Below are 11104 nucleotides of genomic sequence, written 5' to 3' on the forward strand. Positions count from 1 at the left end.
TCGTACCTCCTGATAAGTAGTCCAGCTTGTTGACTGGTTGGGATTTCCCATGAACCTATCATAGTTCATTGGGAGGAAATAGTAGGTTGTTCATACAACGGGGGAGCGTTTTTTGTCAGAGTAAGGCGTCCCAGATCTCGGCCTGGCCGGTCTTCCGATAGCTATGGGGATTGGCTGCCTCGCAGATATCGTAGTAGGCCCAATGAGATGCCTGCACATCAAGAAACGTGTGTACGTCCTCGTGGCTGGAGATAAAATCCGGGTCAGCCTGGCGGCCCAGCATGCGGTTGACCACAACAGCCGCCTGGCTCCGCGTCATCATGCACATAGGGCCGAAGCACCCGTCCGGATAGCCGGAAATCCAGCCATACTCGGCGGCACTGGCAACCATTGAGTAGTACCAAGCATCCGGGGACACGTCCGGGAAGGAGCAGTCCGGCGTGGAAGGATAATCTGCAAATCCCATGGCCATGGCCGCAAATTCTGCCCGGGTAATGGCTTGGTCGGGAAGAAAACGGTTTTCTCCCACACCGGCGACCTTTCCCAGCGAGGCCAGGGTGTTGACCGCCTTGGCATACCATGCGTCATTGGGCACATCGGAAAAACCGGCTGTTATGGGGACGTTCTGATCCTGCAGAAGAGAATAGAAGATCTGAGCCGCCTGGGCCCGGGTCAGGAAATCATCCGGGCCGAATCGGTTTCCGGGGTAGCCGGAGACATAGGCGTTATGATCCCTGGTATTCAAAAGTTCAGACACACCGGTTTCATCCGGCGGCAGGGGCGTGTCCAGCGGGACAAATTGGGCGGATATGGTGTGATTTTGCGACACGGGAGCAAAACGGTAGGTGCTTTCGGCGTCCACCGGCGCTCCGTCGACCAGGACGGCATGCAGCCGGTACCCTTCGTCAGCCTGCATGGTAAAGAGCGGAGTTGCGCCTTGCTTTACCCAGATGTTCCCGCTGGGGGTGATGGTTCCTCCGGATGAGGCCTGTGCGGTGATGCGAAAGCTGGGGGATACAGGGCTGCCCCCGCCGCTGCCGGTATGCTCCGAGAAGCTGTGGACGAGCGTCCCGGTATAGTTGCCTTGAAAGCGAATGGTAAATTGCGTGCTGTCTCCCTGTTCTTCCAATTCCGTGGTATAATCAATCCCTTTTTGCAGCACCCAGTCTCCGTGCCGGATCACCAGGGCTTCTGCCTCGGCGCGGCAGGAAATGGGAGGAATGGGAAGCTGTGTTCCGTCGTAGGGCGCGACGTTCACAAGCACGGGGATGTGCTGTACGACCTGATAGTCAATGAAGTCCTCTGGAATGTAAAACGCAAAGTGTGTTTGCGTCCCGGCGTTTCCCACCCGAAGACTGCCGTTTTCCCAGAAAAAATGGGGCTCCAGGGATACATCGGCCAGATAGTCTCCGTAGGTGGCCGACTTCGTGGCCGGGACAAGATATTCCGGAACGGCGGGCTTAATCTGAAAGGCGGTGACTGCTTCCAGCCCTTGATATTGGGCGGTTGCTTCCACCTGTGCCCGGACATACCAGGTTCCCGCGTGGGTGGGGGGCTCAGACTGAAACGGCCCCTGAGGGGAAGAACCGTAACTGAATACGGCATGTCCGAAGGCGGGCTGCGCCGTTGGAAGGGCGGGCGGTTCCCCATAGGTCCAATCCGCTATGCTCAGGGGTACCGTCCAGGCGTTTTCCCCGGTGACGGAGAAAACGGCGTCCAGGACGGCGATTCCATCCTCGTAGCGGTAGGTGACCAGCTGATTGGGGGCATCCAACTGGATGCGGTCTCCGTTCAGAGTTCCGCCGCTGAGCTGGCTGAGCTGGCTGGAGTCGATCCACGGAGCAAAATCCAGGAGTGGAATGCTGTTTTCTCCCGCCGGAAGCTGGAAAGAAACGGGATTCTGTCCGGTCAGCTCACAGAATGTTACACTGTTCTCCGGCAGCCGGATGGCCAACAGGCGGTTGCTCCCGGCGTAAACGGTTTCCAGCTTGGTGTTGCTGCTGAGGTCTAGGGCGGTGATCTGATTGTCCGTACAGTTCAGATATGTGAGGTTGGGCTGATGGGACAGATCCAGGGCCTCGATCCGGGTGTGGTTCCACAGCAAGGTGTCCAGGGCCTCGTTGTGAGACAGGTCCGCATGAGAGAGGTCTCCCCCCAGAACATGGAGGGTGTGGAGATTGGGATTCCCGCTCAGATCCAGCTCCTGAAGCGGACTTCCGCCCCAGGCCAAATAGATCAGATTGGGAACATCATGCAGATCCAGCTGGGAGAGATTGGAGTGAAAGCAGTAGAGCTGTTCCAGTGCGGGTGCACCGCTCAGAATCAGGGCTTCCAGCCTGGGATTTTCATTGCAGGTAAGAGACGTCAGCGCGGGCAAGCTGGGCAGCTCCAAGCGGAGCAGGTCATTTTCGCTGCAGTTCAGTTTCTCCAATGCGTCAAACCACTCCAGACCGCTCAGGTCCTGAATGCCCAGCTTTCGGAGGTCCATGCTGGTCACAGCGCTCCGCTCAGACGGGGACAGACTTCCGTCACCGTCCGTGTCCTTCCCCTCCACCCAAAGCAAAAAGGCCGGGTCGGGAAAGGTGGTGGAATCAATGGGGACAGAGTCGGCCGCTGCATGGGCGGGCATGGCCATCCCTGCCGTCATGCACAGCACCATAAGCAGGGTAAGGCCCTTTTTCCATAGCTTCATGATAATTTCCTCCTTGTGGATAAGAAGATGATTGAGGGGTATGATGGATTTGCTGTTCTCATTATGGGACATGCAGGGAGGAAAAGCGGTTGTCAGTCCAACGGACAGAACGGCTGAAGAGCGGGGGGGCGCTGTCCGACAGGTACGATTGACAAGTTGGAGCATTTTCGCTATGGTTATTCCAGAGGATAACCATAGAAAAGGGGAGAATCCGATATGATGGATCAGGAAACGATGCTTTCGGTGCTGAAAGACGGACTGCTGTTTCGGAACATGGAGGACGCTGAGATCCTGGAAACGCTGGAAACCACAGCGTCCCACCGCAGAACCTATCCCAAACGCACCCTGGTGATGCGGGACGGGGAGCTGATGTCCCAGGTGGGCGTGATCCTGTCGGGAAATCTCCACCTGTTTCACATTGATGCAAACGGGAACAGCAATCTGATGGAGGAGCTGGGAGCGGGGGAGCCCATCGGCCTGCTGAACGCCATTGGTGGATACCGGCTCCATATTTCCGCAGAAGCCACAAAGGAGACAGAAATTTTATTTCTGAATGTAAGCCAGCTGCTGCGAAACAATGTGCTGACGGCTCCCGTTCAGATCCGGTTCTTGCAGAACCTCACCCTGGCGGTGGCCCAGCAGGCCCACCGTCTGACCCGGAAGCTGGAGGACAGCATCCGCCGTTCCACCCGGGAGCGCCTGCAGGACTATCTGTCCGATCAGTTTCATAAGGCGGGGAGCCGAACCTTTTCCATCCCCCTCAACCGGCAGGATCTGGCTGATTTTCTGTTTGTGGACCGGAGCGCCATGTCCAATGAGCTCTGCAAAATGCGGGATGAGGGGCTTTTAAAATTTGAGAAAAGCAAGTTTGAGCTTCTGATTGAGATGCCCATTACCGAGGAGGAGCGGGACCCCAATCAGTAAGGACATCTGCCGCAGCATAAAATAAAAATGTGCTCCGGAGACTGTAATATCGGTCTCCGGAGCACATTTTTTCGTTCCGTTGGTTAGACAACCGTTCCATCGGCTATGGTTTGTTATGCTGTCAACAGTCCTCAGCTGAACACAGCTTTGGCTGCGCTGAGTCAGAACCATCATGCGCCGGCCTGTGAGGAATGACACAATCATACCATAACAATTAGGGAGGAAACGAAGATGAAACTGGAACACAATCAGCCGTATACCATCTTGGATGCGGAGTATCAGGTCATTGACGGGACGGAGCGCGCAAGCAGAAGCGCACAGAGCGGGGGCGTGCTTACCGCCCTGGGCCTGGCGGCCTTGGGAGTAGCAGCCCTGTTCTTTCCCGTGGCGGCAGGCACAGGCTTTGCTTTTGTTATTACCACAGGCATCTTTCTGTTCGGCTTGTCCCAGATTATGCTCTTTTTCCGGGAATCGGAAGGGCAGCGCAATGGCTGGAGTTTGGCAAACGGCATTCTCCTGCTCGTTGCGGCGGGACTTAACCTTGGGGGCGCGTTAATCAGCGAAATTGGAATCGTGCAAATGATCGCTTCCGTCTCGTTCTTGATGGGGCTTCTTACCATGTCAGTTGGCTTGAACCAGCTTACGGGGGCTTTGGCAGAAAAAAGGGGCACACCGGGACGGGGCTGGGCGATGCTCAGCGGGGGCATGAACCTGCTTTTAAGCGTGTTCATGTTTGTGAACCCGGTTATCAGCTGGTTTGCCTGGACCACCGTATGGGGGATCTATCTGCTGACGGCGGCCATTGCCCTGCTGGTCACACTCTGGTCTACAAGGCGCAGACCCCGCGCGTCTTCTGCGTATAGGAGGTTATGAATGAAAAAGCTTGGATTTATTCTCTTTCCCCTGCTGACTTTAGGAGTGGGAGCTCTTTCCGGTTACCTTGCGGCCCCAGGCCTTGCAGATGTCTATCCGTTTTTGGAAAAATCCATCCTGACACCGCCGGGGTACGTGTTCCCGGCGGTGTGGACGGTGCTGTACCTTTTGATGGGGCTTGGCCTTGCGCTGGTGGTAAAGCGGGGAGGCAGAGGGACCGGGACTGCGGCGCTTCTCTGGGGGGTGCAGCTGGCACTGAACGTTTTGTGGAGCCTGCTGTTTTTCGGGACGGGCGCATATTTCAAGGCGCTGGTATGCCTGGGTGTTTTGTGGTTTGCAATTCTTCTGATGATTTTGGCGTTTCATACTGTCAGCCGTTTGGCGGCCTGGATGCAGGTGCCCTATTTTCTCTGGGTGAGCTTTGCGGGTTATCTGAACCTGGTGGTTTGGCAGCTGAACCCCTGAAGAGAGTCAGGGAAACAAAAATGCCCCCGAATGACGGCTTGCGTTGTTGATACAACCGTAGGCCAAGCCAACACGTGGTAATATGAGATCAGCTCAAAGCACAAGAAAGGTGGATTTCCTATGAACTCCAAAATCAATTCCAAAAAGATTCGAAACGAGACAACAGAGCTTCTGAACCAGAAGCTTACCGACGCCATGATGACCGCCCTCAAAGCAATTCACAGTGCCGCTTCCCCAGATTCCATGGACGAGGAGGAACTGGCCCGGCAGAGGAAGGGACAGGAGGTCCTGGGGCGGCTGATGTCTCCGCCCATTGGCTTCAGCTGGGAACCCTTCTCCCTGGGTGATATGCCCATGGCCTGGGTTCGGCCGGAGCGGGGCCACGACTGCAGCAAAGTAATCCTCTACTGCCATGGCGGGGGATACACCAGCGGGAACCTGGGCTATGCCCGGGTGCTGGCCGCCAAGATGGCCAACGCCACCGGCTGCGAGGTTTTGGCCTTCCAGTACCGGCTGGCCCCTGAATTCCCCTATCCCGCAGCACTGGAAGATGCGCTGGAGGCATGGGAGTATCTCATGCACCAGGGCTGGGGTGCGAAAAATGTGATTTTAGCGGGGGACTCCGCCGGAGGTAATCTGGCGCTGGAGCTGACCCTGGCTCTGAAGGAATCGGGACGATTCCTGCCCGGACAGCTGGTTCTCTTCTCCCCTTGGACAGACATGACGGCCAGCGGAGCGTCCTACACCCAGCGAGCAGCGTTGGACCCCATGCTGACCGAGCAGTACATTCAGTCGGTGCGCAGCGCATACGCCCCTGGCGCGGATTATAGTCAGCCCCAGTTTTCCCCCCTGTTTGCAGACCTGTCCGGTCTGCCGCCTACCCTGATACAGGTGGGGGAGCGGGAAATTCTTGCCTCCGACTCGGAACAGCTCCAAAAGGCACTGATTGCCGCGGGAGTGCCCTGCGTATTGCAGAGCTGGCCCGATATGTGGCATGTGTTCCAGATGTTCCCGTTGAAAAGTGCGGGCGAGGCCATGACGGCCATGGCCGATTTTTTGAGACAGCTGGCATAAAAAAGACGCGGGGTCTGCCCTATGGCAGACCCCGCGTTTGCTTGTTGTCAGAAATGGAACCGGCGGCGCACCTGGCGGCGAAGGGTGGGCCGGGTTCGGATTACGGCTAACGGCAGCATCAAAGTAACACCCACCGCCGCGGCAATGAGGGACCACATGGGGTGGTATGCCCCCAAAAAGCGGTCGATGATAAACTCCAGCCAGACCAGGAAGAGGGCCAGCCCCCCTAAAATCAGCATAGCCCGGCTGAGAAAGGAACGCTTTTTGGCTGCTACCCAGATGGTCAGCAGAATCAGAGAAAATCCGGCCCAGACAGGCAGGGCGATCCCATAAAGCCACACGTCCCCGTGTAAAATCACTCCGATCAGCATCAGAAGACCGCCTACAGCCAGCAAGTCCAGCAGGAGCAGAGCCACAGAGGGGGCACGCCGCAGCAGAAGGGGCGGGACCAGCCATACCCACAGCACAGCGCAGGCCCCAGCCACAAACACCCACCAGGATACGCCCCGCCACAGGAAGAGATTCAACAATCCACAGCAGACGCCTGTGCATACCGCCATGGCGCTGATCAGAATTGCCAGCTCCCGGTGGTCCACCGGCTCGACCTCCTGCCGTTCCAGCGGGAAGTTGGGGATGGCCTGAGCATCGGGGGGACAGACGGGATTGATAACGGGAGTTTGGCACAGGGGACACGCAACGGCATCCCGGTCCAGCTCTACTCCGCAGTTGACGCAGTACGACACGGCAAACACTCCTTTCGGTTGGAAGTAACATTTACATGCAATCCTTCCCGGACCAAGGTCCGGAAAAACTCCCGTTCCACGTCGCTTTCCTGCACGGTACCGGCAAATGTAATCTCCATGATGTCGCCGAAGCTGATGGCGGCGCAATTGACACGGGGGGTGTAGGACTGGCCCAGCACCACCTCCATGTGATGAATCCAGGGCATCATCTCCTCCGGGACCTGAAAGATTCCGGGGTTTGTAAAGGTGGTGGAGTACGGGCGGCTTCCGGCAATGCGGTAGCCCAGATCCATGGCGAAGTTTTTCACGGGAGAAGGCACCAGCTGAAGCGGAAGAATATGCTGGAGGGAGACGTTTTTGGTGATCACCGCCTGCATCTCCTGCCGTGTGATGTGCAGACGCATGTGGTGGTGCACCTGGGCGATGATCTCATCCAGCGTGTAATCGCCCAACTCCGGATTGATGCTGGGACGAACGGTCAGAATGAAGTTTCGGAGGGTTGAGGAGGGAAAATAGGGCCGCAGATTGATGGGGACTGCCAGGGAGACGGGCAGCTCCCGACGGCGTCCCTCCCGCCGCTGACGGATGAGAATGGACTGCAGCAATATGGCCGCCAGATATTCCGTAATGGAGGCCCCATGCTGTTTCGCCGCGGCGTGGAGCGCCCTCACAGAGACAAAGCCCATGGTCACATTCAATGTATAAAAAGGTTCGGGCGTTCCGGTGCAGGCGTAGGCTTTTGGCTCCCGCATGCTGAGATGGACCCGGGAATGGGCGTAGCGGGCATAGGCGTCTTCCCACTCTTCCGGCTGGGGCGGCTGTGTGATATCCAGGATGCCGTGGGTATTGGGGACGGTGTGCCCCATCTCCCTGAGATACACGGCCAGCAGTGTCTTAAACAGGACCAGAGCCCCTCCGCCGTCTGCCAGCGCATGAAAGACCTCCATGGAGATCCGCTTTTCGTAATAGAAAAAGCGGATCAATTTGTCCCGGTTCTGGAAGCGCACCGGCTGACAGGGATTCCGGATGTCCCGCTGTAAGACCGGGCCTGGTCCATCATCCCGTTCCAGGTAATACCAGAAAAAGCCCCGGCGTATTTTGACCTGAAATCCCGGGAAACGGGGCATGGTTTTGTCAATGGCCTGTTGGAGCCGCTGGGGATCCACAGAGTCCGTCATGACGGCGGAAAACCGGTACAAGGCCGAGTAATTACCCCGCTGGATGGCAGAGTACATCATGGCTGCGTTGTCCAGATGATACCACGGCTGAGAAGCAAAGGGTTCCATGTGGTTTTCCCTCCTGCTCATAAGAATTCCGGTTTCATTATAGCACAGAACGAGCCTTCTTTGTTCATCCGCCAGAAAAATTAAGTTGGGACCGGGCCAGAGAACGGGAAGAATTGGCGATAGAAGGGGAATAACATCCATACATGCTGATAGACAAATAACGAGGAGCAAGGTACCTCCACATTGCTCCTCGTTTTGTTTGTTGGAAGTAGCCCCAAAGGACTTGCTTGGGGGCGTGCCGGGCCACGCCTGCCAGAGATACCTGAAGCTGTATCCCGGGTGGAAAATAGGATTTTGCGGGGAGGGCCCCTCCTGCAATGCGCCGAATTATTTGATGCCGGTGGATTGTTGCTGAATCTTCAGGGAGATAAGAATCTTGTTCCGCGTATTTTCAATGCGAGAATGCAGCAGGCTGCATACACGGTCATTTTCACCCGCCCTCATGGACCGGTAGATTTTCTGATGCTCCAGAATGCCGTTGATGGTTTGAACCTTGGGCTGCTTTCCATAGAGGTTGGCGGCATAGGAGTGGGAGTAGAGACCTTTGTAAACCCGTAACGCGGTGCGGTTGCCACTGGAGAGAATAAATACGCAGATTTTCTTCAAACAGTCTCTGTAATTTGGAACTGGCCTGTGAAGCAGAAATGACCTGAGGAGCAAAATGCACCTCCATCATCAGACGCATCTCAAACAGCTCATTGACCTCTGCCCAGCTGAAGCCTCGCACACGGCAGCCTTTTCGTGGAATATTTTCCGCCAGACCCTCGGCAATCAGGCGGTTAAGCGCCTGTTTGAGGGTGGTGATGCCGTACCGGGCGCAGAACTGATTTAAATTGTTTAAATTGATTTTTTGCCCGGCAGGCAGGTGTTCCACCGTAATGTCCTTACGCAGATTCTGGTAAGTAATATCAACTAGAGTGTTAGACGCAGGGACGGGTGCGGATAAAGTGTGTTCAGACATTAAGCCGCTTCCGTTTCTTTTCGTAATAGATGCTGTGTTGGAGCCAGTCGTAATGAGAATACGCCGTCGCGATCCAAATGGCGGAAGGTGTGGGCGCCGAAGTAGTCCCGCTGGGCCCGGAGGAGGTTGAGCGGGCCGGTGGAATCACGTAGAGCGTCAAAATAGTTTGGACTGGCGGAAATAGAAGGGGGGTATCCCTAGCAACCAGATTGTGGGTTTGGCCACCGCACGGGAAAAGGGTGGCGTGAACTGCATTGAGGTAACCTTTGACCAGCGCCGTGAAGAGAAGGTAGAGGATACCCTGGTTGCCATCCGCACCATCAAGGAGGCGCTGGGCGAGCGGGTGTGCGTGGGCGCCGGAACCGTTATGACGCCGGAGCAGGCACGTCAGGCCGTGGAAGCCGGTGCTGAGTATATGATCTCTCCCAATGTAGGATGAGGAAGTCATCCGGAAGCCCAAGCGCCTTGACAGAGTGTCCATCCTTGGTTCCATGCCCACCACGGAGGCTGCCTTTGCCTATAAGTGCGGTGCCGACATTGTAAAGATGCTTCCTGCCAGTATTCTGGGTGCCGTTTACATCAAGGCGGTCAAGGCTCCCCCGAAGCATATTCCCCTCACCGCTGCGGGCAATGTAAATGTGGAGAACTGCGCCCAGTTCCTGGTAACCAGCGCGGTAAGCGTGGGTGGCAGCCTGGTCAGCGCAAGCTGGCGGAAGAGGTCAGGTTTGACGAGATTACGGCCACTGCCAAGGCCTATGTTGCTGCGTTGAACGGTTGAGACAGGCAAATATAGAGGAGTGAGCGCGCGTGACCAAGGAATATCTGCTGTATTATGATTCCGGGCGCTCCAATACCCGCGCCTAGCTGTTGGACCAGGATTTCCAAATTTGTGATATGGCAAAAAGGGGTGGGGTCGAAGGACTCCGCCATTGCAGGGAGCAACCAGGTGTTGATCCAGGGGCTGAAGAAGCTCTATGACGAAATTTTGAGCAAAATTCCCTGAGGAGACGGATATTACCGCGATATATGCCTCGGGAATGATTACAAGTCCCTATGGACTGAAGAAAGTTTCCTATTGGGCTATTCCCATTACGGTGCAGGATTTTGCAGACAGTCTGTACTGCTACTGGGAAGACGACATGTTCCATCAGGACAGCTATTTGGTTCCCGGGATGAAGACGGTCAATGACAACTTTTCCTTCTTCAACAATATACGGGGCGAGAAAATTGAGGTCATTGGCGCGGTGGAAGAATTAAAATCCGTTTCCGACGTAAAGAATGTAGCGCTGATTATGCCGTGCTCCCACACCCAGGTGATCTATGTGCGGGGGATGAGATTGTAGGCATTGTTTCCAACATTTCCGGAGAACTGTTTTATGCGTTGAAGAAAGATACCATCCTGTCGCTGGTGCTGACGGTGGATAATCTGGAGCTGGACGAGGAGATGGTGCGCAAGGGAATGGAGAACTTGCAGCGTTTTGGCTTTAATCGGGTGCTCTATATCTGTCACGCCGCGCGGATCTTTGAAGAGGGTACGCCCCTGCAGTGGTTTTCCTACGGGGAAAGCGTGATCAACAGCGGTATGCGCGAGTCGTTAGAGTATTACTGTGAGCATTTCTGGCCGGAGTGCCGGACCGTGGTCATGGTGTCTGACGAATTTATGTGCCGGCTGTTCTTGAGCTCGTTTTAAATCAATTTATGCCGTTGACCAAACTCTTGCAGAATATGGTTTAAATAGGAGAGTATTACCTGTATGAACAAGGTGATTTTGAACGGAACCGACCTGAAGATTGAAGACGTAGTCAATGTAGCCCGCCATGGCTATCAGGTGGAGTTGGCCCCCGAGTGCCGTGCCAAGATCGAGGAAGTCCGCACGTACATGGAGAAGGAGTGGATGCGTGAGGACGCGCCCGCTGTGTACGGCTTCAACACCGGCCTTGGCAAGCACAAGGACTGCAAAGTGTCCATCGAGGAGAGCGACCTGCACCAGTACCGCACCGTGCTGTCCCACTGCGGCGGCGTGGGTGACCCCGCCCCCGAGGAAGTGGTGCGCGCTACCATGTGTGTGCGTCTGAATGCCTTCTGT

At 55.9% G+C, this 11104-nt stretch carries 14 protein-coding genes; 9 read left to right on the plus strand and 5 right to left on the minus strand.

Annotated elements, in window-relative coordinates:
• Positions 1 to 115: 115 nt before the first annotated feature.
• A complete protein-coding gene (locus AC3YUO_RS12665; protein WP_489963383.1) occupies positions 116 to 2692 on the minus strand; it encodes an S-layer homology domain-containing protein in 2577 nt (858 codons plus the stop codon).
• 216 nt (positions 2693 to 2908) lie between these two features.
• Here AC3YUO_RS12665 and AC3YUO_RS12670 point away from each other — a divergent pair, with 216 nt between their 5' ends.
• From AC3YUO_RS12670 to AC3YUO_RS12685, 4 genes are all read left to right on the plus strand, one after another.
• Positions 2909 to 3616 carry a Crp/Fnr family transcriptional regulator gene (locus tag AC3YUO_RS12670; RefSeq protein WP_489963384.1) on the plus strand — a complete coding sequence of 236 codons (708 nt, stop codon included), beginning with the start codon at positions 2909 to 2911 and terminating at the stop codon, positions 3614 to 3616.
• A gap of 231 nt (positions 3617 to 3847) precedes the next feature.
• A complete protein-coding gene (locus AC3YUO_RS12675) occupies positions 3848 to 4489 on the plus strand; it encodes an HdeD family acid-resistance protein (RefSeq protein ID WP_489963385.1) in 642 nt (213 codons plus the stop codon).
• Positions 4490 to 4954, plus strand: coding sequence for a TspO/MBR family protein (locus AC3YUO_RS12680; RefSeq protein ID WP_489963386.1), 465 nt, complete (start codon positions 4490 to 4492; stop codon positions 4952 to 4954).
• Positions 4955 to 5074: 120 nt separating this feature from the next.
• Positions 5075 to 6028, plus strand: a complete 954-nt coding sequence (locus AC3YUO_RS12685) for an alpha/beta hydrolase (protein ID WP_489963387.1) — start codon at positions 5075 to 5077, stop codon at positions 6026 to 6028.
• Between the two features lie 47 nt (positions 6029 to 6075).
• Here AC3YUO_RS12685 and AC3YUO_RS12690 read toward each other — a convergent pair whose 3' ends face one another.
• From AC3YUO_RS12690 to AC3YUO_RS12705, 4 genes are all read right to left on the minus strand, one after another.
• Positions 6076 to 6771, minus strand: a complete 696-nt coding sequence (locus AC3YUO_RS12690; protein WP_489963388.1) for a DUF6320 domain-containing protein — start codon at positions 6769 to 6771, stop codon at positions 6076 to 6078.
• The gene (locus AC3YUO_RS12695; RefSeq protein ID WP_489963389.1) at positions 6744 to 8057 is read right to left on the minus strand and encodes a hypothetical protein; all 1314 of its coding nucleotides are present in this window, start codon (positions 8055 to 8057) and stop codon (positions 6744 to 6746) included. The genes AC3YUO_RS12690 and AC3YUO_RS12695 overlap by 28 nt, the downstream gene beginning before the upstream one ends.
• Before the next feature lie 430 nt (positions 8058 to 8487).
• Positions 8488 to 9018, minus strand: a complete 531-nt coding sequence (locus tag AC3YUO_RS12700) for a GntR family transcriptional regulator (RefSeq protein ID WP_489963390.1) — start codon at positions 9016 to 9018, stop codon at positions 8488 to 8490.
• Entirely contained in the window at positions 9018 to 9200 is a 183-nt protein-coding gene (locus AC3YUO_RS12705) for a hypothetical protein (protein WP_489963396.1), read from the minus strand. The genes AC3YUO_RS12700 and AC3YUO_RS12705 overlap by 1 nt, the downstream gene beginning before the upstream one ends.
• Before the next feature lie 29 nt (positions 9201 to 9229).
• On the opposite strand from AC3YUO_RS12705, the gene AC3YUO_RS12710 reads away from it, so the two are divergent.
• From AC3YUO_RS12710 to AC3YUO_RS12730, 5 genes are all read left to right on the plus strand, one after another.
• Positions 9230 to 9457, plus strand: a complete 228-nt coding sequence (locus tag AC3YUO_RS12710) for a hypothetical protein (protein WP_489963391.1) — start codon at positions 9230 to 9232, stop codon at positions 9455 to 9457.
• 34 nt (positions 9458 to 9491) lie between these two features.
• The gene (locus AC3YUO_RS12715) at positions 9492 to 9788 is read left to right on the plus strand and encodes a hypothetical protein (RefSeq protein ID WP_489963392.1); all 297 of its coding nucleotides are present in this window, start codon (positions 9492 to 9494) and stop codon (positions 9786 to 9788) included.
• 243 nt (positions 9789 to 10031) lie between these two features.
• Positions 10032 to 10361, plus strand: a complete 330-nt coding sequence (locus AC3YUO_RS12720) for a 2-dehydro-3-deoxygalactonokinase (RefSeq protein WP_489963397.1) — start codon at positions 10032 to 10034, stop codon at positions 10359 to 10361.
• Between the two features lie 38 nt (positions 10362 to 10399).
• A complete protein-coding gene (locus AC3YUO_RS12725; RefSeq protein WP_489963393.1) occupies positions 10400 to 10708 on the plus strand; it encodes a hypothetical protein in 309 nt (102 codons plus the stop codon).
• Positions 10709 to 10771: 63 nt separating this feature from the next.
• Positions 10772 to 11104 (plus strand): aromatic amino acid lyase (locus AC3YUO_RS12730; RefSeq protein ID WP_489963394.1); only part of this gene is annotated, 333 nt, incomplete at its 3' end.

Source organism: Pseudoflavonifractor sp. HNCC25GI2 (genome assembly GCF_058136395.1).

Bases quoted from the DNA above. Each gene is read 5' to 3' on its own strand.
- AC3YUO_RS12670 (WP_489963384.1), top strand. From the start codon at position 2,909: ATGATGGATCAGGAAACGATGCTTTCGGTGCTGAAAGACGGACTGCTG.
- AC3YUO_RS12700 (WP_489963390.1), bottom strand. From the start codon at position 9,018: ATGTCTGAACACACTTTATCCGCACCCGTCCCTGCGTCTAACACTCTA.
- AC3YUO_RS12675 (WP_489963385.1), top strand. From the start codon at position 3,848: ATGAAACTGGAACACAATCAGCCGTATACCATCTTGGATGCGGAGTAT.
- AC3YUO_RS12685 (WP_489963387.1), top strand. From the start codon at position 5,075: ATGAACTCCAAAATCAATTCCAAAAAGATTCGAAACGAGACAACAGAG.
- AC3YUO_RS12695 (WP_489963389.1), bottom strand. From the start codon at position 8,057: ATGGAACCCTTTGCTTCTCAGCCGTGGTATCATCTGGACAACGCAGCC.
- AC3YUO_RS12680 (WP_489963386.1), top strand. From the start codon at position 4,490: ATGAAAAAGCTTGGATTTATTCTCTTTCCCCTGCTGACTTTAGGAGTG.
- AC3YUO_RS12665 (WP_489963383.1), bottom strand. From the start codon at position 2,692: ATGAAGCTATGGAAAAAGGGCCTTACCCTGCTTATGGTGCTGTGCATG.